This window comes from Lacisediminimonas profundi (assembly GCF_008831265.1).
Taxonomy (GTDB): domain Bacteria; phylum Pseudomonadota; class Gammaproteobacteria; order Burkholderiales; family Burkholderiaceae_D; genus Lacisediminimonas; species Lacisediminimonas profundi.
Map to the genome: position 1 here is coordinate 723074 of NZ_VTTH01000002.1, position 26276 is coordinate 749349.

Sequence of the window (26276 nt, forward strand, 5' to 3'; positions counted from 1 at the left end):
TGAGGAGTGCCTGGCCGGTACCGCTTCAGGCGGCGGTGGCCCGCCGCACCGCATGTTCCCATTCGGCCATGCGCTCGGCAGCCCGGGCCGGATCGAGCGTCGGTTCGAAGCGGCGCTCGGCGCGCCACTGGTCCGACAATTCAGCAGTGCTGCGATAGACGCCGGCGGACAAGCCGGCCAGGTAGGCCGCCCCCAGCGCGGTGGTCTCGATGACGGCCGGGCGTACTACCGGTATGCCCAGCAGGTCGGCCTGGAATTGCATCAGCAGGTCGTTGGCGCAAGCGCCGCCGTCTACCCGCAACTCGGCCACCGGCGCGCCGCCGTTGGCCAGCGCATCCCGGCTCATTGCCTGCAGCAGCGACGCGCTCTGGAAGGCGATGCTCTCCAGCGCCGCGCGCGCAATATGGGCCATGGTCGTGCCGCGGCTCAGTCCACTGATGACGCCGCGGGCGTCGGCATTCCAGTACGGCGCCCCGAGTCCGGTGAACGCCGGCACCATCATCACGCCGCCCGAGTCAGGCACGCTTTCCGCCAGCGCCTGCACTTCGCTGCTGGCTTTGATTGCGTTGAGCCCGTCGCGCAGCCATTGCACTACCGCGCCGCCGATGAACACGCTGCCTTCGAAGGCGAACGCAGGCCGGGCTCCGGTGCGGGCTGCGCTGGTGGTGATCAGTCCGTTGGCAGAATCCTGGAACTGCTCGCCGGTATGCATCAGCATGAAGCAACCGGTGCCATAGGTATTTTTCGCCATGCCGGGCGCAAAGCAGGCCTGGCCGAATAATGCGCTCTGCTGGTCGCCGGCGACGCCGCCGATCGGTATCGGCGCGCCGAACAACTCCGGCGCAGTGCAACCATAGTCCGCGCTCGAATCCAGCACCCGAGGCAACACCCCGGACGGGATATCCAGCAGCGCCAGCAGTTCCTCGTCCCACTGGTTGCGGCGGATGTCGAACAACATCGTGCGCGAGGCGTTGGTGACGTCGGTCGCATGCAGCTTGCCGCCGGTGAGTTTCCACAGCAGCCAGCTGTCGACGGTGCCAAAAGCCAACTCCCCGCGTTGTGCCTGCTGGCGTGCGCCCGGCACATGGTCGAGCAGCCATTTCAGCTTGGTGCCGGAAAAATAGGGGTCGATCACCAGCCCGGTCTTCGCTTGGATGCGCGGGCCGTATCCCTGTTCGCGCAGGCTCGCGCATTCCGGTTCGGTGCGCCGGTCCTGCCACACGATGGCGTGATGTACAGGCTCTCCGGTGACGCGGTTCCACACCAGCGTGGTCTCGCGCTGGTTGGTGATGCCAATCGCCCGGATGTCGCCAGCCGCCAGGCCCGCGCGTGCCAGCGCCTCGCGCGCCGTTGCCAGCTGGGTGTTCCAGATCTGGCGCGGGTCATGTTCGACCCAACCTGGCCTGGGGAAAATCTGCGGCAGCTCCTGCTGCGCCAACGCGAGGATGCGGCCATCTGCATCGAACACGATGCTGCGTGAACTGGAGGTGCCCTGGTCCAGGGCCAGCAGGTAACTCATGGTTGTTGTCCGCCGGGCAATGCAGGCGCGTCAGGATTACGGATCACATTGTCGATCCACGCCAGCAACTCCGCAATCACCTGCTCTCGATTGGTTTCATTGAACACTTCATGCCGCGCGCCGGGGTAGATCCGGGTGCTCACATCCTTCAGGCCTGCCTGCCCCATGCGCTCGACCAGTGGATGAAACCATGCCAGTGCCGAGTTCACCGGATCGCGATCGCCGGTCGCCAGGTAGACCGGCAAATCCGGCCGCAGCCGCGAGAACGCGTCCGGCTCGGCGGTGCGCCGGCAGGTGGAAAATATCGACACCATTGATGCTCGCGTGACAGTAAAGCCGCAGCGCGGATCGGCGATGTATTTGTCGACCTCGGCCGGATCGCGGCTGAGCCAGTCGAACGGCGTGCGCGGATCGGGAATGCCGGCGTTGGAGTCTTCCAGCTTGCGATTGGTGCCACGGCCGGCAGCGAGCAGGTCGGTGGCGGCGGTGCCGGTCAGGACCAGTCCGGCCAGCAATCCGGAATGCTCCAGCGCGTACAACTGCGCGGCGAAGGACCCCATGCTGTGGCCCAGCAAGATCAGCGGGGCCTGCGGGTGGCAGCGGCGGGCGTGCTGCGACACTTGCGCCATGTCGGAGACCACCGCGTCGAAGCCGGCGGCGCCGAATTCGCCGCGCAGGCTTTCATCCAGCGAATCATCGCCGTGACCGCGATGCTGGTTGGCCATGACAGCAATGCCGGCGGCAGCCAGGCGGCGCGCCAGGCGGTCGTAACGCAGCGCGTGTTCGCCCATGCCGTGGGCAATCTGCACCACCGCGCGCGGCACGGCGCCGGAACCAGGCCCTCCGTCCAGCGCATCCCAGCACAACAACTGGATCTGGTGCCCGTCCCCTGCCGGCAGGACCTGGCGTTGCGGCTGGCCCTGCAATTCGATTTCTTCGTTCCCGTCCTTCATGCGCTCACACCCCAAGATAGGCGCGCCGCAGGCCGGCATCCTGCAGCAACTCGTGCCCGGGGCCCGACATCACGATCTCGCCGTGCTCCAGCACATAGCCGCGGGCGGCAATGGTAAGCGAGCGTTGCACATCCTGCTCGACCAGCAGCACCGTGATGCCGCGGGCACGGATCTCGGGCAGCTTGCCGAAGATGTATTCGACCATCACCGGCGCCAGGCCGATCGAGGGTTCGTCCAGCAGCAGCAGCCGCGGCGAAGTCATCAGCGCGCGGCCAATCGCCAGCATCTGCTGCTCGCCGCCGCTGAACGAGCGAGCCAACTGGCTGCGCCGCTCCTTCAGGCGCGGAAACATGGTGTACACCCATTCAAGGTTGTCGCGGCTCTTGACCGGATCGCGCAGCAGGTCGCCGCCGACCCGCAGGTTGTCTTCGACTTCCATGTGGCCGAACAGGCGCCGCCCCTCCATCACCTGCGCCACGCCCATGCGGGCGATCTGGTGCGTTGGCAACCCGGTGATCGGCTCGCCGGCGAAACGGATATCGCCCGAACGTGCCGGCAGGGTGCCCATGATGGCGCGCAACAGGGTCGACTTGCCGGCGCCGTTGGCGCCGACGATGCTGACCAGTTCGCCCTCTTCCACATGCATGCTGACGCCGCTCAACACCTGGGCGTCGCCATAGCCGGCGTCCAGCGCGGAAACTTCGAGGATCATGCCGCGCTCCCGCCCAGATACGATCGCACCACTTCCGGATCGTTCGCCACCTGTTCCGGCTCGCCTTCCGCGATCTTGCGGCCATGGTGCACGACGACAATACGGTCTGAAAGTTGCATCACTGCTTTCATGTTATGTTCAATTACCAGAACGCTAATGCCATCGCGCCGCAGGCCCAGCACCAGTTCGATCATGCCGGCGGTTTCCACCGTGTTCAATCCGGCCATCACCTCGTCGAGCAGCAACAGGCGCGGCCTGGTGGCGATCGCCTTGGCGACTTCCAGCCGCTTGCGGCCGGCCAGGGTCAGGGTGCGGGCGATCTGCTCCTCCCTCCCGTCCAGTCCTACGCGCTGCAATACCTGTCGTGCCGCGGCCTCCGCCGCGTCGCGGCGAGGTTCGTGCAGGAAGGCGCCGATCATCGCATTTTCCAGCACCGTCATTTCGCCGAAAGGGCGCACGATCTGGAAGGTGCGCGCCAGCCCGACGCTGCAAATCGCCGGCGCGTCCAGGCCGTCGATGCGGCGGCCGTCGAACCAGATCTGGCCCTCGCTGGGCGGCAGGAATCCGGATGCCATTGCAAACAAGGTGGTCTTGCCGGCGCCATTGGGACCGATCAGGCCGACGATCTCGCCCTCCTCCACATGGAAGCTGACATCATCGGTTGCGCGCAAGCCGCCGAAATCGCGGCTGACATTGCGCAGTTCGAGCAGGCTCATTGTGCGTCCTTCGCCAGTGTTGCCGACGCTGCCGACGCTGCCGACGCTGTCGACCCTGCCGCGCCAGCACCACCCAGTCCGCGGCGGCGCGCGCGCCAGGCCTGGAGCCAGGCGCCCCAGCGCCGGAAAATCGCCATCATGCCGTAGGGTTCGTAGCGGATCACGATCATCAGCAGCAGGCCGTAGAGCATCATGTCGGCGCCCACCAGTCCGCCGGACACCGTGCGCGCGATCTCCTCGCCCGGCAACAGCAGCAGCGCACCCACCACCGGCCCCCACAGCGTGCCACGGCCGCCGATGATGCAGACCACGGCGATCACCACGCTCAGGTGCGCTCCGAACATCTTGTCGGGGCTGATGTAGAGAACGAACTGGGCGTAAAAGGTGCCGCCCAGCGCTGTCATTGCGGCACTGATGGCAGCCGCCTGCAGCTTGCAGCGGGTAGTGCGAACGCCCAGCGCCAGCGCCGCCTCCTGGTCGTTGCGCAGCGCCGCCAGGTAGTAGCCGAAACGGCTCTTCAGGATCGCACGGTTGATCCACAGTCCGAAGCCGACGAAAACCAGGCCGATCACGTAATAGAACTCCTTGCGCGTATGCTGGAAATAGAGCGGCGCATCGCGCAGCAGCGTGACCTCCATGCCGCGCGGCCCGCCCAGCAGCACGTCGGCATTGTCGACCATTGTCTTGAGCACCATGCTGGACGCAATGGTAGCCAGCGCAAAATACGCGCCGCGCAGGCGCAGGCAGGAAAATCCGACCACCAGCGCAGCCACCGCCGCGAGCGCGGCCCCGGCCCACATGCCGAGCCAGGGCGTTATGCCCAGCTTCACGAACAGCCAGGTCGAGGCATACGCGCCAATGCCGAAATAGGCGGCATGACCCAGCGAAAGCTGGCCGGCAATCCCGCCCAGCACATTCCACGACAGTGCCAGGTAGGCATACATCAGCGTGCCCACTGCGACCGACAGCAGATACTGGTTGCCGGTCGTCAGCGGCGCCAGCGCAAGCAGCAGGATGACGGCCGGCCACAGCCAGCCGGGGAGCGATCTTGCAGCAGGTGCTGCACCAGATATTGGTGCAGGTATAGAAGCAGGTTTTGCAGCCATCATTCGCTTTCGATTCCAAGCAGCCCGTTCGGACGGAAGTACATCACACCAAGGAACAGCAGGAAGATCAGCGCCTCGGCCCAGGTGACCGGAATCAGCTGGCTGCCGACCGACTCCAGGACGCCGACGATGATGCCGCCAAGGAAGGCGCCGCCAACCGAGCCGATCCCGCCCAGCACCACGATCACGAACGCGCGCAGCCCGAAGACATCGCCGACAAAAGGATTGACCGGGTACAGCGACAGCAGCAGCGCGCCCGCCACGCCCAGCACGCCGAGGCCGATCGCGAACGACATCCGGTAGACGTGGCTGCTGTCGATGCCCAGCACGCCCGCCGCTTCGCGGTCCTGGCCGGTGGCGCGGATCGCGCGCCCGGCCGCGGTGAAGCGCAGGAACGCGACCAACGCGACCGTCAGCGCGACCGACACCACCAGGCCGGCCACCTGCGGATAGGTGAACACCAGGTCGCCGTACGCCAGCACGCCGTTGGACCAGGGACTGTCCAGCGAACGGCTGTCGGGGCCGACCAGCGCCAGGAATGCGTGGTCGAGGAAGATCCACAGTCCGGTGGTGAAGATCAGCACTCCGATCGACTCGCGTGCGATTTCCTTGCGGTAGATGTCGTCGATCAGCCAGCGCTGGCAGGCATAACCGACCACGAACAGGACCGCCGCGCACAGCGGCGCGGTGGCCAGCGGATGAAGCCCCAATTTCGTGCCCAACGCAAATGACACGTACATCGCCATCATCAGGAACGAGCCGTGCGCGAAATTGATGATCTTCATCACCCCGAACTGCAGGCTCAGGCCGAGCGCAATCAGGCCGTAGACGGCACCAGCCGCGATCCCGCTCAGCAAAGCCTGCAACAAAGTACTAGCCATTGGCTATCCCATTCATGTAGAGCACGGAATTGTGCAGTGGCTTGACTTAACGGGCCACGACCGGCCAGACCGGCTTGTAGCTCTTCGACGCCAGGTTCTCCGGCCACACCGTGCGGTACTGCCCTTCCGGCGTGATCTGCTGCATCACATAGCGCTTCTTCGGGTTCTGGCCCTTGGCGTCGATGACGATGTCGTAGCCAACCAGCCTGGTCAGGTCGGTGTTCTCGATCTTCGTCTTTGCAAGCGCATTGCGGATCGATTCCGGATCTGCCTTGCCGGCACGTTCGAGCGCATCCTTGATCACCCATGTGGCTGCATAGGCGCTGACCGACAGTTCGTTGGGCTCTACCTTGTTGGCGGCCAGGAACTCATCCCAGAAACGCTTGGCGAACGGTGTCGTGATCGCCGACTCGTAGCCAGCCCAGCCATTGGTGGTGTAGACGTGCGTCGCCACTTGCTTGGTGACCAGGGGGATGAAGTTGCTGTCAATCTGGCCGGCAGCGCTGCCGATGTAGGCCATCGGATTGACCTGCATCTGGGCCATCAGCTTGTGCAACTGGACCGCATCGGTCGCATAGGAGGTGACCGTGACCACGTCAGGCTTCTTGCCCTTCACCTTCAGCACCAGCGGCCGCAGGTCGGGCGAATTGGGCGGATAGCCCTCGTCAAGCACGACCTCGATCCCGGCTGCCTTGAATTTCGCGCGCAGGGTGTTGGCCATGTCCTGGCCCCAATCGGTGTTCTCGTAAATGATGGCGGCAGTCTTGGCCTGCTTGCCCAGGTTCTTGTTGGCCCAGCCCACGAAATCGGCCATGCTGCCGGCGTTGGCCGAGGCTGGCACCTGCGTCGGCCGGAACACATACTTGAAGCCGCGCTCGGTGATGTCGGCCTTGGCCGACAGGTCCACCACCCACGGCGTGCGATATTTCTCGGCGACCGCGGTAGCCGGGAACGTCACGCCGCTCTGGAATGCGCCCAGCAGCACGGGAGTCTTCTCGCGCGTGATCAGGCGCTCGGTTTCGGTGATTGCGACCTTGGCGTCGCCGCGCGTATCGACTTCCACCAGTTCGAGTTTGGCCCCGCCCATCGACTTGATGCCGCCGCCTTCATTGATGTGCTTGATCGCCAGGTGGGTGGCGCGCGACATGTCCTTGCCGATCGATGCGGCTGCGCTGCCCGACAAGGGGATCAGGTAGCCAATTCGTACCGGATCGGCGGCATGGGCGCTGGCGGCAAACAGCGAGGCGATTGCGCATGCAAGGCCGGTCCTGATCGCGAGACCGTTGTGACGGTGGGCTGCGTTCATCTTGTTGATGTGGTTCATGTCGTTCATGTTGATCCTGTCTCCTCTTTTGTGCTCTCTTGCGTTGAACTGCGGTTCCTTGCTTGTTGTTCCTGCCGGCCAGATCAACGCGTGCGCGGAGCGCGCGACGAAAAGCCTAACAGGTAACGTGCTTCATGGGACAGCGTTGGAATCACTTCCGGCGGCAGCGTCGAGGTGAAATCGCAGAAGCCGCGCAGCCATGAAACGTTGTAGTTGCAAAGGATTGCGCGCCGCTGCCCGGCGGTGCTGTTGGGCCCCGACCGATGCCAGGTATTGGACAGCCAGATGGCGACCGAACCGGCCGGCGCAGTCAGGGTCACTTCGCCTTCCAGCGGGTCCCCGCCCCATGGCGGAGCCTTGCGCAGCAGATGGCTGCCCGGCATCACGCGGGTGGCGCCGTTATCGGCGGTGAAGTCGTCCAGCAGCCACACGTTCTGTAGCGTCAGCGGGAATTCCGGAAGCGGCTCGGGTATCTGGCCCAGCGGTGCGTCCACATGCCAGGCGCCGCCGCCGGTTTGCGGACCGATGCTGGTGGACTGGAAATCATGCAGTCCGCAATCCTGCCCCAGCACATGGCGCGCCAGCGCCAGCACCGCTGGATGCTGCATCAGGGGCAGCAGGCCGGGTGCCTTGCCTGGCAAATTCCAGACGCGCTGCGAGCGGTCATTGTCGAACAGCGTGGGAAGGTGCAGGAAGTTTTTCGACACTTTCCCGATCGGCACCGGCCACCGGGTATCGGCATTATCGCGCCGGTAGGCGTGGATGCGCGCCACCATCCGCTTGGCCTCCGCATCGCTGACCGTGTAGTGCTTGCGGTAGTAGGCCTCGATCTCGGCATCGTCCTCATGCACCTCCTCGTCCAGCGGCAGCGGGTTGGCCAGCTCGTCTGCCATCAACTGTTCGACCTGCCTGCGCGCATCCTGAAGCTGGTCGGCGTCGAGCACGTTCTCGATCACCACGTAGCCGTCGCGTGTCAGTTTTTCTTTCAGTGCATCCATGTCCAGCGTTCGGCTCATCGTCCTTGCCCTCCTTCGTTCGATTTGTTTGGAACCGCGGCCAATTCATTGCGCGCCAGCTTGCCGACGCTGGTGCGCGGCAGCCGCTCGGCGATCCCGATCCGGCGCGGCACCTTGTAGCCGGCCAACAGCTTTTCGCAATGCCGGCGCAGCATGATCTCGTCCGGCTTCGTCCCCGGCGCCGGGGTGACCCACGCGTGCACTGCACGGCCGGCACGCTCGTCCGGCACGCCGAATGCGGCGGCTTCGCCGACCTCGGGATGCGACAGCAGCGCGCGCTCCACTTCACCCGGATATACCTTGAAGCCGGAAACATTGATGACATCATCGCGACGGCCGAGGATGAACACGTAGCCATCCTCGTCACGGCGGGCGACGTCACCGGTGTACAGCCAGCCGTCGCGCAAGGTGCGTGCAGTCAGCTCCGGCAGGTTGCGGTAGCCCGCCATCACATGCGGCCCGCGCACGCGAATCTCGCCGGCCTCGCCCGCCGCCAGCTCGCGGCTGCCGGTCGCCAGGTCAACGATCTGGAACTCGCTGGCCGGAACCGGCAGCCCAACCGAACCTGGCTTGCGCTCCCGGCTCACCGGATTGTAAGTAAGGCAGGGGCCGCCCTCGCTCATCCCGTAGCCTTCGTAAATCGGGCAGCCGGTAACCTCTTCGAAACGCGCAAGCAGCTCACGCGGCAGCGGCGCTGCGCCGGAATAGCAAGCGCGCAAGCGCGATCGCAACAGCCGCACCAGCTGCTCCTGAAGCAGCAGGTCGTGGAAAACAGCAGGCGCCGCCGACATCAGCGTCACACCCTGCTCTTCGATCGCTGCAATCACTGCCTGCGGATCGAAGCGCCGGTGGATCACCAGCTTGCTGCGCGCCGCCACCGCCAGATGCAGCGACATCGCCACCGCTGAAACATGGAACAGCGGCATCACGCACAACACCACCTCGGCGCCGGCACGGGTCGGCAGCCATGCCTCGCGCTGTGCCAGGTTCCAGGCCAGGTGGCGATGGAGGATATTGACCCCCTTGGAGCGGCCGGTGGTGCCGCCGGTGTATTGCAGTGTCGCCAGGTCGTCGTGCGATGGCAGGGTGGCCGGCAATTCGCGGATGGATTCCAGCAGCGCCATGAAGCCGGCGCCACCCGCGGTCGCGCGGATCGCCTGCGGCGGCAGCAGCGGGCACACCAGGCCCGGATCGAAGTTCACCGAGTCATCGTGCAGCACCATGATCGGGTCGGCGTCCGCCAGCAGCGCCTGCAACTCCTGGGCAGTGAAGCGGGGATTGAGCGGAACCGCCTGCGCGCGCAGCGCATGGACGGCAAACGTGGCGACCGCCAGGTCGAGCGAATTCTGCATGACCAGCGCCACCCGGTCGCCGGGCCGCACGCGGGAAGATAGTTGATGCGCCAGCGCACCCACCACGCCGGCATACTGGGCCCAGGTCAGGCACGCGCCCTCGAACTCGATCGCGCATTGGTCGGGCGCTTGCTGCGCCGCGTCCACGAGCAGATGCACCACCGACAGCGGCACTGACGCCGCCACCACGGCGCTCACCGGCCCTGCCGACCCCACTGCTGCTGTCACGGCCGCTCTGCTCCGGCGCGTTGCTTCTTCAGGTCGGCCGCTTCCCACACCGTGCGCTTGCCACGCTCGTGGCCCAGCAGCGTGATCGGATCCTGGTTGTCGATATGGCCGAACTGCCCCTTGTAAATGCTGTAGCCGCACAACTCCTGCAGCCGGCGCGGCATGCGCGCGACGGTTTCACGGGGAATGCCGAGCTGCAGGTTTTCCTGCTGGCGCAGCCAGCCCGCGCAGTAATAGCAGGACAGCGCGTAGCGCCGTTCATTGCTGGTGTTGGCGCCGCCGTGATGCCAGAGCGCGCTGTCGAACAGCATGATGCTGCCGCTCTTCATGGTCGCCTTGATGGTCGGCACATCCTCATCCGGACGCGGGGAATGGTCGTAGCGATGGCTGCCGGGCACCACATGCGTGGCGCCGTTATCTTCGGTGAAATCGGACAGCGCCCAGATCGCGTTCAGGGACAAGGGCGGGCGCGGACGCGGCAGCGGTATCTGCTGCACGTCCTCATGCAGCGGCTGCCGCTCCTGGCCGGGCCCCAGCGTCAGCGACACCAGCGAGGAAAGCAGCAACTCGCGATCGAGCAGAGCCTCGGCCAGGGACAGGACTTCGGGCTGGAGCGGGACCTGCCAGAACGCGTCATCCCGCGCCAGCAGGTTATTGATGCGAACCGTCTTCAGGCCTTCGAAACTGGTCCGGGCGTAGCCCAGCCCATATTCTTTCTCGACCCGCTGCAAGGCCTCGACCAGCATCGCCACCTGTGCGGGCGGAATGATCTCCGGCAAAACGACATAGCCGTCGCGCTCGAAATCGGCGCGCCAGGCATCATTGCGGTCAGGCGTAGTCACGCAAGCGTCTCCATTGTATTCTTGGACATTCTGGAAAATTCCGGTGCATTGGCGGGCGCAGTGCCCCGATGCAGGAGATTGTCAAATTCCGTCCGCGACTGCGCAAGAGCAGGCAGTCCACGGCGGCTTTGCACAGCATCCACAGCGAGCGCAGGAATGTGAGCAAGGACAGAGAACACGTAATTCACGACGGCGCAGGAAATGCGGCACAGACCGCGTTCCCGCCGCTGGACACAAAGGAGACAAGGGGATGGCTGGGATTTCTTACCACCGCAGCACCGCGCAGGTCGCGCCGCCAGAGCAGTTTTCCTACTGGCGCGAAGCGATTACCGACGCTTTCGTTCCGCTCGAGCCGGAACGCGATCCGCAGGCGGCTTTTGCCGGCAATATCGATGCCCGCATGCTTCCCGAACTGCGCACCTCGACCATTACCGCCGACGCCCACGCGGTCCGGCTGAGCGCAAGCGGCGTGGCGCGCAGCAGTGCGGCCCCCTTCTTCGTCAACCTGCTGCAGCGCGGAGAGGCGCTGGTCCACCAGGGTGGCCAGGTACGCCACGCGCGCGCCGGCGACATCTACGTGGTCGACTGCGGGTCACCATGGGAGGTGTCCTTCCTCAGCGATTTCCAGATGTTCTGCGTCGAGGTCGATGAATCCATGCTGCGGCCGCGCCTGGGCCGCCACGGTCGCCTGAGCACCTCCGTACTGGAAGGAAACAGCAGCGCCGGCCGCGCCTTGGGCGGCTACCTGCAACTGGTCAGGGGGCTGCCGGAGGATGACCTGGGGGACATGCAGTCGATGCTGTCTGCGCATTGCTGCGACCTGGTCGCCCACGGGCAGATGCGTGGCATCGGGGCTGACAACACCCGTGACCAGCTGCGCGCCGAACTGCGGGAGCGGATTTTCGGTTTCATGCACCGCAACATGCACGACCATGACTTGTGTCCGGACACGGTATGCGCCCAGTTGCGCATATCGCGCAGCTACCTGTTCAAGATACTTGCGCTGGAAGGCCTGACTTTCAGGGGCTATCTGCGGGAGTGCAGGCTGCTGGCCTGCCGCCAGGCGCTTCGTTCGGTGCCGGGCCGCTCGATCGGGGAGATCGCGGCAGCCCACGGATTTCCGGAGGTATCGTCCTTCAACCGCGCCTTCCGCGCTCGTTTCGGGCAGACGCCCGGGCAGGCCCGCGGGACCTGAGCCCGACACGTACAGGCTCAGCAGTTAGTGGCTATGGTGCGCCCAAGTCTGCTGCGCCTCGTCTCACATGCACTGGACAGGAGCAGTATGCAGCGAAAGGGGACGCCGGCGGTCTGCTGTATCATCCCGTTCCTGAAAACGAAAGCCGCGCATGCTCATCATCACCATCAAACAGGGTAAGGAAAAAGGCCTGCTTTCCGGCGACCCGTGGATTTACGTCTCCGCCGTCGAAAAGGTCGAGGGCAAGCCGCAGGAGCGCAACAAACCGGGCGCCACGGCGATCGTGCAGTCGTCTGCTCACCAGTTCCTGGCCCGCGCTGCCTATAACGCCAAATCGCAGATCGCCGCCCGCGTCTGGACCTTGCGCGAGGACGAGCCGGTTGACCACGCGATGATAAAGCGGCGCGTACAGGCCGCCGTGCTTCTCCGCGCCGATGCGCTGCGCAGCGCCGATCCGCAGGCGCTGGTCCAGCTGGTCGATGGCGAAAAGGACGGCTTGCCGGGTCTCCTGGTGCACAGCTATGGCGGCATCGCAGGCTATCTGGTTTGCCAGTTCAATGCCGGTGGCGTCGACCTGTGGAAGGTGCCTGTAGTGCAGGCGCTCCTGAAGGCCACGGGCTGCCGCAACGTTTACGAACGCTGCGATCCACTGTTGCGCAAGGGCGAAGGACTGTCCGTCACGCCGCGCGCGCTGGCAGGCGACGAACCGCCCCAGCGGCTGATGGTGCGCAAGGGCACCCGTCTGGTACCGATGGATATTCGCACCGGCTTCACCTACCCGCGCTGACAGGCGCGCCGAAAGGAAACCTGGAACAACGCTCCAAGGCATGTCGGATTTGTATGCTAAAGATCTACCCAGGACTTGGATGGCTGCTGTTGGCCGACCACCGCTACTCACCCAAACTCAACCCTACGCACTATCTGCCAAACCAGACAGCGGTTATTTGACGGCATGGCCCGATCCTCAAGCAGTTCTAGCCCGGCTCCCTGCGCGAGGGCATGCACCTTTTCGAAATCCCGTATTCCTTGGTGTGGCGCTTTTTCCTTGAGCCAGCGGTCAAAGCTGGCGTTGCTTTCGCTGGTGAAGTGGCCGCCGTAGTTAAAGGGGCCGTAGATGGCGAGTTTGGCGTCGGGAGCCATGATGCCGGTCAGGCCGGCGAACAGGGACTCGACGGCGGCCCAGGGCATGATGTGCAGGGTGTTGGCCGAGAAAATCGCATCGTAGCGCAGGACCGGCCAAGTTTCCTGCACATCGAGTCGCAGGGGTGGCGGGGTGTTAGGCAGGGCGGCGTCGTCCAGCCATGCAGTGATGCCGGGCAGATTTTCCGCACGATCCGAAGTTTGCCAGGTCAGGTGCGGCAAGTGTTCGGCAAAGAAGATGGCGTGCTGGCCGGTGCCGCTGCCGATTTCCAGCACATGGTGGCAATCGGCGAAGTGCTGGCGCAGCACATCAAGAATCGGTTTCCGGTTCTTTTCGCAGGAAGGAGCGTTGGGCTTTTCCATAGGTGCCTCGAATCAATGAGCTTCCATGATCGGCGAAGTTGGCGCAGCCTGCAAATCTAGCCCAGCACACGGGCACTCGCCTCTGGACACCTGGTAATACATCCAAAATGGGTGCCTGCTCACCGCTGTATCGCTGACCGTTAATCCGAAGAATCAGCAGGCCAACGGTAATGGTGGCTTTCCGGTGAGGGGCCCAGACAAGGGCCGCTTTGTGGACGAATTGCCACTGACCGCTTCTGGCCCGAAAGCAGCCCGCTGCAAACAACAAGGGCAGACTCCGTTCCCGGTTCTGCCCTCCGTTCCCCGCTGCGGTGCCGGAGCGGCCCTGGAGCCGCCCTCATCCGGCATCGCGGGATAACTCCCGACCTCAGCCCTGCGGATCGAGCGTGAACTGCGGCAGGGACATGGTTTCCGATATTTTCTCGAAAACCACCTTCACCCGCTTGCCGATTTTCACCTCAGCGATCGGGCTATCGACGATGTTCGTCATCATCCTTGTGCCCTCATCGAGCTCGATCATCGCCACGACATAGGGCAGCTTCTGCTCCATGTAGGGATTGGGCGCCCGATGATTGACGGTAAAGGTATAGATCTTCCCTTTGCCGCTGCATTCCTTCCATTCGATATCGGGTGAAAGGCAGGAAATGCAGAAGCCGCGCGGGTAGAACTGGTTCTTGCCGCAAGCCGGGCAATGCTGGATGACAAGGCTGTTTTTTGCCGCCGCGTCCCAGTAAGGACGGGTAATGTCAGTGGCGACCGGCAGCAGTCGATGGATATTGCTCATGCTCAGACTCCGAGGATCATGGTTGAGTTGGCGGAAAAGACCAGTCCGGGCGCGTGCACCAATGCCAGTTCGGCTTTGGGCAACTGACGCTCGCCGCATTCCTTGCGCAGTTGATGGACCGCTTCCAGCACCAGCAGCATGCCGAACATGCCGGGGTGGTTGTACGACAAGCCGCCGCCCGAGGTATTGATCTGGAAATCGCCGCCTGGAGCCAGCCGTCCACCAGTCACGAAGTCGCCGCCCTCGCCGCGCTTGCAGAAGCCAAGCTCTTCAAGCGACTGGATCACGCCGATCGTGAAGTGGTCATAGATCTGGACCACGTCGATGTCCTCGCGGGTCACGCCTGCCATTTGCAGCGCTTCGTCGGCAGTCGATGCGACGCCGGTGTCCAGCAGGTCGGCAGTGTTGAACGGCGTGTAGTGATGCGAGAAAGTTTCGGCAATGCCCATCACATACACCGGTGGCCGGCGCAAGGATTGGGCGCGGGCCGCGGTGGTGACGATCAGCGCGCCGCCGGCGTCGGTGACCAGGCAGCAGTCGCGCTGGCGCAGCGGTTCGGCCAGCATCTTCGATGACAGCACGTCCTCGATCGACAGCGGATCGCGACGGTATGCTTTCGGGTTGAGCATCGCCCATTTGCGGGCTGCCACCGCGACTTCCGCCAGTTGCTCGCTGGTGGTGCCGTAGCGGTGCATGTGCAGTTGCGCGACCATCGCGTAGTAGCTGATCGGGCTCAGCGGACCATACGGCAGGATGAACTGTCCGAGCGGGGTGCGCATGTCATCCAGCGCACCGCCCAGCTTGCGGCCACCGCCCGACAACTGTGTGCTGCCGTAGGTGATCAGCGCCACCTCGCACATGCCGGCGGCAATTGCGGCCATCGCATGGCGGATGTGGAGCACGTTGGACATGCCGCCCACATTGGTCGAGTCCATGTAACGCGGCTGGATGCCGAGATATTCCGCCACCTGCAGGCTGGAAAACTTGTCATCCGTATGGGCGAACACCCCATCCACGTCCTTCAGGGTCAGGCCGCAGTCGAGCAAGGCCCGGTGTGCCGCCTGGCCCTGCATCTCCAGCGCTGTCATCCCGGGCACTTTCCCCAGGTCGGATTCGGCTGCGCCGACGATCGCGATCGATTTCGATAGTTCTTTAGTCATGCTTTCATTCCGGTTTTCTGCTTGGTTTCTGATTGAATGCGTGTTGCTTGTTCAGAGCGTCCTGGCGATCAGTTCCCGCATGATCTCCGAGGTGCCGCCATAGATGCGGTTGGGACGCACATCGGTCCAGGCGCGCGCGATCGGGTATTCACGCATGTAGCCGTAGCCGCCGTGGAACTGCATCAGGTCGTCGATCGCGCGCGTCGCTTCGGATGCCCACAGCTTGGCCATCGCGGCGCCATCGGTATCGAGCTCGCCACGCATGTAGCGGGTGACGCATGAATCGACGAAAGTACGGGTCACGCAGGCCAGGGTCTTGATGTCGGCCAGCTTGAAACGGATGTGCTGGTTGTCGATCAGCGCCTTGCCGAAGGCCTGCCGGTCCTTGGTGTAGGCGATGGTGCCGTCGAGCGCCGATTCAAGCGCCATCGCGCAGCGCACGGCGATCATCAGGCGTTCGCGCACCAGCTCTCGCATCAGATAGGAAAAGCCGAGGTTGACTTCGCCGAGCAGCGCTTCTTCCGGCACCAGCAAGTTCTCGAAAAACAGTTCCGCCGTGTCCTGCGCCTTGAGGCCAACCTTGTCCAGCACGCGTCCGCGCGAAAAGCCGGGGGTGGTGGCGTCGACCCAGAACAGGCTGATGCCCCTGGAGCCGGCGGCCGGGTCGGTCTTGGCGACGATCAGCACGTAGTCGGCGTGGTAGCCATTGGTGATGAATGTCTTCTGGCCGTTGATCAGGAAGCCGCCGTCCACGCGCTGGGCGGTAGTGCGGATCGCCTTGACGTCGCTGCCTGCGCCGGGTTCGGTGATGGCGAGCGAACCGACGATGTCGCCACTGGCCATCTTCGGCACAAAGCGCAGCTTCTGTTCTTCGGTGCCGATGTTCAACAGGTAAGGAGCGACGATGTCGGAATGGGTGGTGAAACCGGCCACGCCGGTTGCCAGGTGACGGGCGATTTCCTCGACCACGATGGCCGTGTGCAGGAAGTCGCCGCCACCGCCGCCGTATTGCTCGGGTGCGCTTGGCAACAGCAGGCCGGTGGCGCCGGCCTTGCGCCACAGGTCACGCGGCACGAAACCTTGTTTCTCCCATTCCGGCAGTTGCGGCAGGACCTCGGATTCGAGGAAGCGCACGACGGTGCGCCGGAACAGTTCGTGCTCGGGTGAATAGAGCGAACTGGCGCTGGTGCTGGCGCCAGTACTGGTTGGTGTTGAACTCATGTCATCTCTCGTCAGTGAGCAATTTTCGTTTCTGTCGGCCAGTAGCGTTGCTTGACCAGCCGCTTCAGCAACTTGCCGGCCTCGGTGCGGGGCAGCGCCGGATCGAACTCGACCGAACGCGGGCATTTGATCGGCGACAGGCGTTCCCGGCAATAAGCCATCAACTCGGCTGCCAGGGCGGCGCTGGGCTCCTGCCCGGGCTGGAGTTGCACCACGGCCTTCACCTCTTCGCCAAACTCCTCGTTCGGCACCCCGACCACCGCGACATCGACCACGGCCGGGTGCGCGGCCAGGATGTTCTCTGCCTCCTGCGGGTAGATGTTGACGCCGCCGGACACGATCATGTTCGACAGCCGGTCGGTCAGGTAGAGGTAGCCTTCATCGTCCAGGTGGCCGATGTCGCCATAGGTGCCCCAGCCGCGGTCGTTGTAAGCGGCGCGGGTTTTCTCCGGGTCCTTGTGGTATTCGAAAGTCGGGCCGCCGGAAAAATAGATGACGCCGTTCTGTCCGCTCTCCAGTTCCCGCCCTTCTTCGTCGACGATGTGCACCTGACCGAACTCGGCCCTGCCCACCGATCCCTTGTGGGCCAGCCACTCGATCGAATCCAGCGAGGTGCGCCCGACCAGTTCGGTGCCGCTGTAAAACTCGTAAAGCCGCGGGCCCCACCAGGCGATCATTTCTTCCTTGACGCTGGCCGGGCAAGGCGCGGCCGCATGCACCGCAAAGCGCAGCGAAGACAGGTCGTAGCGCTCGCGCTCCTGCTGCGGCAGGCGCAGCAGGCGTATGAACATGGTCGGCACGAACTGGGCATGGGTGACGCCATATTTTTCGATGGCAGCCAGGGCTGCAGCCGGGTCGAATTTTTCCATCAGCACGGAGGTTCCGCCGGCGCGCAGCACCGACATGTTCCAACGCACCGGGGCGGTGTGATAAAAGGGCGCGGTCGACAGGTAGACGCTGTTGCGATCAAATGCTTTCCAGCTGCTTCTTGCCTGGTCGCCGACCCGGAAGAACTGGTTGGCGGTGGCCAGCGCACGCTTGATGCCCTTGGGCTGGCCCGTGGTGCCTGACGAATAGCAGAAATCGGTGCCTTCCGGACGCTCAGGCAAGCTGACGTCGTCGCCGAACTTGCCGACCCAGGCGTCGTAGCTGGTCAGGCCACGGCCCCCTTCGTCCATCGTCACGCAGTGCACGCCGCGCCCGGCCAGCCGCTCCGGCGAGATGCCATCCAGCGTGGCACTCGAGCAGAACAGCAGCTTGGCATCGGAGTCTTCGATGATGTACTGCACCTCCTCCTGCTTCAGGTGGCGGCTGATGGTGGTGTAGTACAAGCCTATGCGGTGCGCGGCCCACAGGATCTCGAAATAGCGAGGGTGGTTTTCGAGGTAGACGGCGATCACGTCGCCAGTCTGCATCCCGGCATCCACCATTGCCGCCGCGCATTTGCGCGAACGCAATTCAAGTTCGCGCCAGGTCACGCAGTAGTCCGACGGAATCAGGCGATAGGCGACCTGATCCGGGGTTGCTGCTGCATGAAGTTCAAGCGGTGACATGTTCGGTGACATGCATTTACCCTGCGATGTCGGCGTAGCCATTGCTGAGCACGACCTTCTCGCGCTCCTTGGCCAGCGCGCGGAAATGCGCCCCGCCCGCCGTCCGCCAGATTTCAACCCGCAGCGTCTCGCCCGGGAAGATCACCGCGGAAAAGCGCGTGGAGAAGCTCTTCATTTGTTGCGGGCCATCCGGGCAGCAGGCGCGCAGCAGCGCCCGCGCCGCCATGCCGAAGGTGCACAAGCCATGCAGGATGGGACGCTCGAAGCCGGCCGCGCGAGCGACCGATGGCTGGATGTGGACCTGGTTGAAATCACCGTTCAGGCGATACAGCAAGGCCGCCTGCGGCAGGATGGACAGTTCCACCACATGGTCCGGCGCCCGGTCGGGCGTTGCCGGCAACGCTGCCGGTGCCTGGTCTCCGGCCCCGAAGCCGCCATCGGCACGGCAGAAAGAAACGTGTTCAATGCTGGCCAAAGGCAGGCCGCTGGCCTCGTCGAAGATGTCGCGCTGGGTGATCACCAGCGCGCCCTTCCCTTCCCCTTTGTCGACCAGCCCGCTGACGCGGGTCTTGCTGCGCACGCTGGCGGCAGCCTGGACCGGATTGTGGAAGGTCATGCGGTGCTCGCCATGCAGCAACTGCAGGTAGTTGATGCCGGTGGCCGGATCGGCAGCCCACGCATTGGGTGCGCCAACGGTGGCCATCAGGGTTGGCACGACCAGCGTGTCCTTCTCGTGCACGAAGCGCAGCTCGCTTTCGTCGAGCGGATCGCTGCCATAGCCGAGCCCGAGCGCGTACAGCATGCAGTCGCGCGCGGCATAGGTATCCACGCGGTCTTCAAATTTCCAGTTGCGCAGCTTGTCGTAGATGATTGCCAAGATAAATCTCCTTCAGTACTTCCAGTTGTTCTTGCAGCCGGAGCAGCATCGCTCCGGCTCGTTACGCCCCATCAGGTCCCATCACGTCCCATCACGCCGCGTCACATCAATCGGGTTTGAGCTTGGCCGTGGTGATCACTTTTTCCCAGCGGTCTTTTTCCGCGCGGATGAACTTGTCGAAGTCCGCTGCAGAGCCACCTACCGCCACCCCGCCCTGCTTGGCGAAGGTTGCCCTGATTTCAGGGTCGGCCAGCACCGCGTTGAGCGCGACATTCAGCTTCTCGACAATCGCAGGCGGGGTTTTCGAGGAAACCAGCAAGCCGACCCAGACGCCGACGTCGATGTCCGGATAGCCAAGCTCTGCCAGGCCGGGTACGTCAGGCAGGTCGACGCTGCGGGCTTTTGTGGTGACCGCAATCGCGCGCAGCTTGCCGGCCTTGATATGCGGCAGCGCCGTGATCATGTTGTCGACCATGAAATCAACCTGGCCCGCGATCAGGTCTGTCAGCGCCGGCGCGGCGCCCTTGTAGATGACATTCACCGCCGGCACCTGCAGCCGGATTTTCAGCAATTCACCAGCCAGGTGGCCCGACGAGCCACTGGTGGATATCGCCATGCTCAGGCCGCCCGGCTTGGTTGCAGCGTAAGCCTTGAACTGCGCCAGGTTGGTGACCGGCAGCTTGGGATTGACCACCAGCACATTCGGCATGGAGAGAACGTTGATGACCGGCGCGAAGTCGGCCATCGTGTACGGCAGGTTGGTGCGCAGGGTGTAATTGGCGGCGTTGGGACCGAGGCTGCCCATCACCATCGTGTGGCCATCCGGCTCGGCACGCAACATGCCCTGCACGCCGATGATGCCGCCTGCTCCCGGCATGTTTTCAATGACGACCGGGTGCTTCAACTGATCGGACAATTTCTTGCCCACCAGACGGCTGGTCAGGTCAAGAATGCCGCCGGGCGAGCTCGGGGCGATGATGCGGATCGGCTTGCTGGGGAAAGGGTCGGCTGCATGGGCCTGGGTCAGTCCTGCGAAAGATACGGCGAGGCCAAGGGCCATCGTCAACAGGGAGTGCTTGAATGTACGCATGATGTATTCCTTGAGTGCGGTTCGCTGTGACTAGCCGATGCGGGTGCGGCGGCGCCATGCGGCCCGCCGCGCCCGCATCGGCACGAATGCTGATGCGAGCTTGTCAGCCCGCGATCATTCGACTTTCAGTCCGCTCGCGTTCACGACGCGCTGCCATTTGTCGACTTCACTCTTCAGGAAGGCCTTGGTTTCCTCGGGTCCGCCCTTCAGGGGACGCGCGTACAGGCGCTCGATAAAGGCGATCACTTCCGGATCCTTGTTGATTTCAGCCATTGCGTCAGCAAGGCGCTTGAGCACATCAGCCGGAATTTTGGCCGGCGCGGCGAGCAGGTAGCTGGCCTCGACCTCAAAGCCTTTCAAACCCAGTTCCTCGACCGTCGGAATGTTTGGCAGTTCTTTCACGCGCTCGCGGCTGGTGACGGCGATCGCATGCAGGCGGCCCGATTTGACCAGCGGCACTGCGGTCGAAATGCTGCCGAACATCAGGTCGACCGTGCCGGCCATCAGGTCCACCTCGGCCGGGGACACGCCCTTGTACGGAACATGGGTCATGTTGGTGCCGGTCATCAGCTTGAACAGCTCGCCGGCCAGATGGATCGAGGTGCCCATGCCGGCCGAGCCGAAGGTGGGCGAAGCGCCGGGTACCTTGCCTGCCGCGATCAGATCCTTGATGTTCCTGATTTTGGAATTGGCCGGCACCACCAGCAGGTTGGGCGTGGCCGCCAGCTGCGCCACCGGCGCCAGGTCGGTGTCCCAGTTATAAGGATTGCGCTTCAGTGCTGCGTTCGATGCGATGTAGTTGGCGCCGACAGCCAGCGTGTAGCCGTCCGCAGGACTTTGCGTCAGCAGCTGGATGGCAAGGTTGCCGCCCGCGCCGGGCTTGTTGTCAACCACAACCTGTTGCCCGAGTTTCTCGGAAAGTTTGCGCGCATAAGTACGTCCGAGTTGATCAGTCGCGCCGCCTGGAGCGAAACCTACCAGCAGCTTGATCGGCTTGGTCGGATATGCCTGGGCCGCGGCCAATCCGCAAACCGCCAAGCCGGCCAACACCGCCGCAAATTTCAATTTCAAAGACATTTCCAATCTCCTATGGCTATTTTTCTGGCACAAGTTAACTCGGATCTCGCCTGATTTTTTTCTACGAGATACCGAAACATACATCACGTCGCCGAAAAAGACTATCATGTTTTTCCGAGTGGATGTATAGTTTTTCGGCATCTCGCATTGGCAGCAATCATTGGCACCAATCGTTGGCACCAATGCTTGCCGGAGCGCCGGCGTACCGGGCAGCTCGCGTGAGCAAACCGAACAATCGAAAAGGAAAATGAAATGGATCTGCAAATTGAAGGCAAGGTAGCCCTGATCACTGGTTCCGGCCGCGGCATCGGCTATGCAACGGCGGTGGCACTGGCCAGGGAAGGCGTGCATATCGTGATCAACGACATCAATCCGACCGCTGTCGCCGAAGCAGTTGAAAGCCTGCGCAAAGCCGGCTATTCGGCCACCGGCATGGCCGCCAACGTGTGCGACGAGGAGCAGGTCCAGGCCATGGCCGACCACGCGGTGAAGGAATTCGGCAGCATCGACATCCTGGTCAACAACGCCGGTTTCACCCGCGACAAATACCTGACCAAGATGTCCGTGCTCGAATGGGATTCGGTGGTCGACACCATCCTGAAAGGTGCGTTCCATTGCACCCGCGCGGCGCTTCCCTCGATGATGAAAAACAAATGGGGCCGCATCATCAACATCTCCTCGCGCGCCCATTTGGGCAATCCGGGCCAGACCAACTATGCGTCGGCCAAGGCAGGCCTGCTCGGCTTCACCCGTTCGCTCGCCTTCGAGCAAGGCAAATTCAACATCACCGCCAATGCCGTGGCGCCCGGCCTGGTGGAAACCCAGTTGGTGCGCGACCTGGTGACCTACGAGACGCTGCGCACCAACGCGCTGGCACGGCAGCCGATCCAGCGCATGGGCGCGGTCGAGGACATCGCCGATGCAGTGACCTTCCTGGCGTCGCAACGTGCCGGCTTCATCACTGGCGAGACGCTGCATGTGACCGGCGGTCGTTACTCGAGCTGATGCCGGGCAGTCCAGGATAAGCATGTACCAAGGAGAAAAAAGCGAAATGAGACAGTTCCCGGATCTTTCCCGGTTTGTAAACCCGCGCAACATCGCTGTGGTCGGCGCTTCCGGGCGCGAATCCAGCCAGGGCCGCAGGCTTTACGACAACCTCGTGCTGCACTCGGACCTGAGGGGCGAGGTGTACCCGGTCAATCCCGCCTACCAGGTCATCGGCGACCAGCAATGCTGGCCGTCGATTCGCGAGTTGCCGCCGGAAGCCGAGATCGACGTCGCGATCATCATCGTCAATCTCTCCCTGGTACTCGATACCCTGAACCAATGCGTCGAGCGCCGCATTCCGTTCGCAATCGTGATGACCTCCGGCTTTGCCGAAGTCGGCGAAGAAGGCCGTGCACTGGAGGCGGAAATCGCGGACCTGTGCCGCCGTACCGGATTGCATGTGTACGGACCCAACTGCCCGGGTTTCGTCAACGTCCGTGACCGCCTGGGCATGACCTTTTCGCCCGCTTACAAGGACGACCTGAACAGCGGCGGCGTCGGGCTGGCCACCCAAGGCGGCGGACTGGGCCGCAACCTGCTGCAGGGCCTGAGCCACGGCGAGGGTGCGGCGATGTTGTTCTCACCCGGTAATGAAGTGGACCTGGATGTTCCGGATTTCATCGCCTGGATGGCAGATGATCCGCAGATAAAGGTCATCGGCGTGCTGATGGAAGGCATCAAGGATGGCCGCAAGCTGGCCGCTGCGCTGGAGCGCGCGCGCTCGCGCAACAAGCCGGTGGTGGTGCTCAAGGTCGGGCGCTCGGAAGCGGGCATCCTGGCGGCGCAGTCGCATACGGCGTCGGTCGCCGGCTCGGCCAGCGTCAACAGTGCGGTGTTCCGCCAGTTCGGCGCGATCGAGGTGGGCGACCTGGACGAACTGCTGTACGTTGCCCGCATGCTGGCGCGTCCGGCGCCGGCGCCCGGTTCGGGCGTGGCCATATTCACCTTCTCCGGCGGCACTGCTGCGCTGGCGGCGGACATTGCCGGCGCGCTGGATGTGCCGATGGCCGTGCTGTCACCGCAGACCGAGGCTGAATTGCGCAAGGTGTTGCCCGCATTCGCCCACATCCCCAATCCGGTCGACGCCACCGCCGATGTCTTTCGCGACGCGACCATGACCGGAAAATGCCTGAAGATCATTGCGCAGGACCCGAATGTCGGCACCCTGATGTTCCCGATCGCAATGGACTATGCCGGAATCACCAAGGCGATGGCGCAGGCGATCGTCGACGTGGCCGAGGAAACCGGCGCCCATATCGTGCCGGTATGGATGAGCCGCCGCCTGGGCGAAGGCTTCCAGATCCTGGAAACAAAAGGCTTGTTGCCCTTCCTGTCCTTGTCGTCGGCAATGTCGGCGCTGACCCGGCGCTTCCCCGTTGCGGCGGGTGCCAAGCCTGCTGCCGCGCACGCCACGGCAGTGCACGGTGCCACCGACACGCCGGCATCCGGCGCGCTGCGCACGCTGAACGAATCGGCGGGCAAGGCCTTGCTGCGCGATGCCGGCTTCCCTACCCCGCCCAGCCAGGTCGCCAATTCCGCGGAGCAAGCGATTTCCTTTGCCGGCGCCATGGGTTTTCCGGTTGTGCTGAAGATCGTCAGCCCCGACATCGCGCACAAGACCGAAGCGGGCGGCGTCAAGCTGAACCTGCGCTCGGACGATGATGTGCGCCAGACCTACACCACCATCCTCGAGTCCGTCGGCCGTTACAAGAGCGATGCGCGGATCGAAGGGATCCTGGTCGAAAAAATGATGCCCCCCGGCGCACGCGAAGTATTGATCGGCGTGCACCGTGATCCCGCCTACGGCCTGATACTGACTTTCGGCCTGGGCGGCGTGCTGGTGGAAGTGCTGCGCGACGTGACCCACAGGATGATTCCGCTGACGCCGCAAGATGCACGCGCAATGATCCGTGAAATCAAGCATGTCGAGGTGCTCGACGGCGTGCGCGGACAGGCACCGGTCGACTTTGCCGCGCTGGAAGACCTGATCCTGAAGACATCCGCGCTGGCCGAGAGCCATCGCGACACGCTGCACGAGATGGAAATCAATCCGGTCTGGGTCGGCACAGCGGGCCAGGGCGCGCTGCCGCTGGACGCGCTGATCACCTTCCGCGCATGAACATCGGGCCCACGGCCCGCACACTGAATATAAATCGGAGACTGTATGGATTTCCAACTCGATTCCCTGCAACTGGAACTGCGGGACGCGCTGCGCCGCTACCTGGAGGCGGAAGTTGCGCCCATGGTGCACGCGTATGAAGCGCAAAGCCTGCCGGTGCCCAGGAAAACCGTCATGGCAATGAAAGATTTCGGCTTGCTGGGAGGCCTTCTGCCTGAGGAAGTCGGCGGATTCGGCCTGCCGATGACGACCTACGGCATGCTGATCTGCGAAGTGGCGCGCGTATGGCCGTCCCTGCGCAGCATCATCAGCACCAGCAACCTTGCCGCGTCGGTACTGGTCGAAGGCGGCTCGAAGCACCTGATCGAGCGCTACCTGCCCGGCATCCTGAGCGCCGAAAAGCTGGCTGCGTTCGCCCTGAGCGAACCCAACATCGGATCGGACGCAGCGCACATCGAAACCCGCGCCACCCCCACCGCCGACGGCTGGAAGGTCAATGGCCGCAAGCTGTACATCAGCGTCGGCACCATCGCCGACGTCGGCGTGGTGTTCGTCAAGAGCCCCATGGCCGACGGCAAGCAAGGCGTCTCCTGCCTGCTGTTTGAAAACACCATGCCGGGCTTCTCGACCACGGGTATCCCCAAGATGGGCATGCACAGCTGCCCGCTGGGCGAGTTGCTGTTCGACGATGTCGCCATACCCGCCGCGAACCTGGTGGGCAAGGAAGGCCAGGCTTTTTCACTGGCCAAGAAATACCTGAATGTCGGCCGCTGCGTGGTGGCATTCTCGGCGCTGGGCATCGCCGAAGCCGCCTATGAAGCGGCCGTAAAATTCTCGCTGGAGCGTTCGCAGTTCGGCCGCAAGATCGCCGGTTTCCAGCTGGTGCAGCAAATGATTGCGGACATGATGACGCTGGTCGAAACCTCACGCTTGTTGTGCTACCGCGCCGCTGACGCGCTCGACCGCAACGCGCCCGACGCCCAGGCGCTGTGCTCGATGGCCAAGCGCTACGCCACCGACGCCGTGCTGCGGGTGGCCGAGACATCAATGCAGGTGCATGGCGGCGCCGGCTACACCGCCCTGTTCCCGATCGAGCGCTATTACCGCGATGCGCGCCATCTCAGCATTGCCGAAGGCACCAACCAGATCCAGTCCATGCTGATGGCACAGACTGTGCTGGGCGTCTCGGCGATCCGGTAGCCAGATGCAAAGCGGTAAAATCCCTGCCTCAAATTTGCGGAGCCTTGAAATCCCATGCCACAAATAATTCCGACCGCCCAGCGTGCGCTTCAGGTTTTCGAGGTCTTCGCCCGCGAACAGCGCCCGTTGACCAACTCGGAAATGGCGCGCTACCTCGACCTGGCCGACAGCAGCTGTTCGGATTTGCTGTTCACGCTGCGCCAGGCAGGATTCCTGCTTCGTACGCCAAAATCCCGTCACTTCCATCCGACCGGACGTTTGCTGAACATTGCCCAGGGAATCGCGGCATCGGATTCCTTGCAGATCTTCGCCTCCGAGGCGCTGGAAATCCTGATGCGGCAGTCCGGAGAGAGCGCGATGTGCGGCCATATCGATGGCAACAAGGTGAAGATTTTTGCCTGCAAGGAGAGTTCGCGCGCGCTGCGCTACGTGCTGCGGCCGGGTACCGTCCTTGAGGTCCAGGGTACATCCCTCGGGAAAGCGCTGCTTGGGGCCATGGAGCCGGACGAGAGGAACGCGCTGATCGACGCCTTGCCGATGATCGCCACCACGCCCAAGACGATTACCCAGCGGGACGCATTGCGTGCCGAGATCGAGGCCACCAACCAGGGCAACAAGTGCTTCATCGCCAAGGAGGAAGGCGTCGAGGGCGTGTTTGCCATAGCCATAGCCGGCAAGGTCGGCGACCGGCTGACGGCATTGTCGATCGTCGGGCCAACCCACCGGGTTTCGCAAAACATCGACGCCTGCATAAAAATCCTGACGGAAGCACGCGCCGAATTCTTCGAGTCGTAGAATCCA

24 protein-coding genes are annotated in these 26276 nt (G+C 63.7%); 6 read left to right on the forward strand and 18 right to left on the reverse strand.

Annotated elements, in window-relative coordinates; translation table 11 throughout:
• Nucleotides 1–25: 25 nt before the first annotated feature.
• The 10 genes from glpK to FVE66_RS09040 all read right to left on the reverse strand — a co-directional run bounded on the left by glpK (nt 26) and on the right by FVE66_RS09040 (nt 10649).
• Entirely contained in the window at nt 26–1519 is a 1494-nt protein-coding gene (gene glpK / locus FVE66_RS08995; RefSeq protein WP_151447042.1) for a glycerol kinase GlpK, read from the reverse strand.
• Complete coding sequence (locus tag FVE66_RS09000; protein WP_241673102.1) at nt 1516–2472, reverse strand: alpha/beta fold hydrolase; 957 nt, start codon at nt 2470–2472, stop codon at nt 1516–1518. Before FVE66_RS09000 ends, glpK begins: the two co-directional genes overlap by 4 nt.
• A gap of 4 nt (nt 2473–2476) precedes the next feature.
• The gene (locus FVE66_RS09005; protein WP_161993229.1) at nt 2477–3184 is read right to left on the reverse strand and encodes an ABC transporter ATP-binding protein; all 708 of its coding nucleotides are present in this window, start codon (nt 3182–3184) and stop codon (nt 2477–2479) included.
• The gene (locus FVE66_RS09010) at nt 3181–3900 is read right to left on the reverse strand and encodes an ABC transporter ATP-binding protein (protein ID WP_151447043.1); all 720 of its coding nucleotides are present in this window, start codon (nt 3898–3900) and stop codon (nt 3181–3183) included. The genes FVE66_RS09005 and FVE66_RS09010 overlap by 4 nt, the downstream gene beginning before the upstream one ends.
• On the reverse strand, nt 3897–5009 hold the full coding sequence (locus FVE66_RS09015) for a branched-chain amino acid ABC transporter permease (RefSeq protein WP_151447044.1): 1113 nt from the start codon (nt 5007–5009) through the stop codon (nt 3897–3899). The genes FVE66_RS09010 and FVE66_RS09015 overlap by 4 nt, the downstream gene beginning before the upstream one ends.
• Complete coding sequence (locus tag FVE66_RS09020) at nt 5006–5887, reverse strand: branched-chain amino acid ABC transporter permease (protein ID WP_151447045.1); 882 nt, start codon at nt 5885–5887, stop codon at nt 5006–5008. The genes FVE66_RS09015 and FVE66_RS09020 overlap by 4 nt, the downstream gene beginning before the upstream one ends.
• Before the next feature lie 46 nt (nt 5888–5933).
• Nucleotides 5934–7220 carry an ABC transporter substrate-binding protein gene (locus FVE66_RS09025; protein WP_151447046.1) on the reverse strand — a complete coding sequence of 429 codons (1287 nt, stop codon included), beginning with the start codon at nt 7218–7220 and terminating at the stop codon, nt 5934–5936.
• A gap of 74 nt (nt 7221–7294) precedes the next feature.
• On the reverse strand, nt 7295–8227 hold the full coding sequence (locus tag FVE66_RS09030) for a phytanoyl-CoA dioxygenase family protein (RefSeq protein ID WP_151447047.1): 933 nt from the start codon (nt 8225–8227) through the stop codon (nt 7295–7297).
• Nucleotides 8224–9807 carry a class I adenylate-forming enzyme family protein gene (locus FVE66_RS09035; protein ID WP_161993230.1) on the reverse strand — a complete coding sequence of 528 codons (1584 nt, stop codon included), beginning with the start codon at nt 9805–9807 and terminating at the stop codon, nt 8224–8226. Before FVE66_RS09035 ends, FVE66_RS09030 begins: the two co-directional genes overlap by 4 nt.
• A complete protein-coding gene (locus FVE66_RS09040; RefSeq protein WP_151447049.1) occupies nt 9804–10649 on the reverse strand; it encodes a phytanoyl-CoA dioxygenase family protein in 846 nt (281 codons plus the stop codon). The genes FVE66_RS09035 and FVE66_RS09040 overlap by 4 nt, the downstream gene beginning before the upstream one ends.
• A gap of 250 nt (nt 10650–10899) precedes the next feature.
• Between FVE66_RS09040 and FVE66_RS09045 the strand changes: the two genes are divergently transcribed.
• Nucleotides 10900–11844, forward strand: coding sequence for a helix-turn-helix domain-containing protein (locus FVE66_RS09045; RefSeq protein WP_151447050.1), 945 nt, complete (start codon nt 10900–10902; stop codon nt 11842–11844).
• A gap of 151 nt (nt 11845–11995) precedes the next feature.
• Nucleotides 11996–12631 carry a class I SAM-dependent rRNA methyltransferase gene (locus FVE66_RS09050; protein WP_151447051.1) on the forward strand — a complete coding sequence of 212 codons (636 nt, stop codon included), beginning with the start codon at nt 11996–11998 and terminating at the stop codon, nt 12629–12631.
• Between the two features lie 107 nt (nt 12632–12738).
• Here FVE66_RS09050 and FVE66_RS09055 read toward each other — a convergent pair whose 3' ends face one another.
• From FVE66_RS09055 to FVE66_RS09090, 8 genes are all read right to left on the reverse strand, one after another.
• Nucleotides 12739–13347: a DUF938 domain-containing protein gene (locus FVE66_RS09055; protein WP_151447052.1), complete on the reverse strand. Its 609-nt coding sequence runs from the start codon at nt 13345–13347 to the stop codon at nt 12739–12741.
• A gap of 367 nt (nt 13348–13714) precedes the next feature.
• Nucleotides 13715–14131, reverse strand: a complete 417-nt coding sequence (locus FVE66_RS09060; RefSeq protein WP_151447053.1) for a Zn-ribbon domain-containing OB-fold protein — start codon at nt 14129–14131, stop codon at nt 13715–13717.
• Between the two features lie 2 nt (nt 14132–14133).
• Complete coding sequence (locus tag FVE66_RS09065) at nt 14134–15291, reverse strand: acetyl-CoA acetyltransferase (RefSeq protein WP_151447054.1); 1158 nt, start codon at nt 15289–15291, stop codon at nt 14134–14136.
• Nucleotides 15292–15342: 51 nt separating this feature from the next.
• Nucleotides 15343–16512, reverse strand: a complete 1170-nt coding sequence (locus FVE66_RS09070; protein ID WP_151447055.1) for an acyl-CoA dehydrogenase family protein — start codon at nt 16510–16512, stop codon at nt 15343–15345.
• 11 nt (nt 16513–16523) lie between these two features.
• Nucleotides 16524–18077 carry an AMP-binding protein gene (locus FVE66_RS09075; protein WP_241673103.1) on the reverse strand — a complete coding sequence of 518 codons (1554 nt, stop codon included), beginning with the start codon at nt 18075–18077 and terminating at the stop codon, nt 16524–16526.
• A 4-nt stretch (nt 18078–18081) separates the two neighbouring features.
• Nucleotides 18082–18942: a MaoC/PaaZ C-terminal domain-containing protein gene (locus FVE66_RS09080; RefSeq protein ID WP_151447056.1), complete on the reverse strand. Its 861-nt coding sequence runs from the start codon at nt 18940–18942 to the stop codon at nt 18082–18084.
• Between the two features lie 106 nt (nt 18943–19048).
• Nucleotides 19049–20032, reverse strand: coding sequence for a Bug family tripartite tricarboxylate transporter substrate binding protein (locus FVE66_RS09085; protein ID WP_241673104.1), 984 nt, complete (start codon nt 20030–20032; stop codon nt 19049–19051).
• 114 nt (nt 20033–20146) lie between these two features.
• Nucleotides 20147–21109 (reverse strand): Bug family tripartite tricarboxylate transporter substrate binding protein, encoded by a 963-nt coding sequence (locus FVE66_RS09090; protein ID WP_151447057.1) that lies wholly within the window; start codon nt 21107–21109, stop codon nt 20147–20149.
• Nucleotides 21110–21361: 252 nt separating this feature from the next.
• On the opposite strand from FVE66_RS09090, the gene fabG reads away from it, so the two are divergent.
• Genes fabG through FVE66_RS09110 form a run of 4 tightly spaced genes read left to right on the forward strand, consistent with a single transcriptional unit; the run spans nt 21362 to nt 26270 of the window.
• The gene (gene fabG, locus FVE66_RS09095; RefSeq protein WP_151447058.1) at nt 21362–22114 is read left to right on the forward strand and encodes a 3-oxoacyl-ACP reductase FabG; all 753 of its coding nucleotides are present in this window, start codon (nt 21362–21364) and stop codon (nt 22112–22114) included.
• A 46-nt stretch (nt 22115–22160) separates the two neighbouring features.
• Nucleotides 22161–24275, forward strand: a complete 2115-nt coding sequence (locus FVE66_RS09100; RefSeq protein WP_151447059.1) for an acetate--CoA ligase family protein — start codon at nt 22161–22163, stop codon at nt 24273–24275.
• Nucleotides 24276–24320: 45 nt separating this feature from the next.
• Nucleotides 24321–25475 (forward strand): acyl-CoA dehydrogenase family protein, encoded by a 1155-nt coding sequence (locus tag FVE66_RS09105; RefSeq protein ID WP_151447060.1) that lies wholly within the window; start codon nt 24321–24323, stop codon nt 25473–25475.
• A 54-nt stretch (nt 25476–25529) separates the two neighbouring features.
• A complete protein-coding gene (locus FVE66_RS09110) occupies nt 25530–26270 on the forward strand; it encodes an IclR family transcriptional regulator (RefSeq protein ID WP_151447061.1) in 741 nt (246 codons plus the stop codon).
• Nucleotides 26271–26276: the final 6 nt, after the last annotated feature.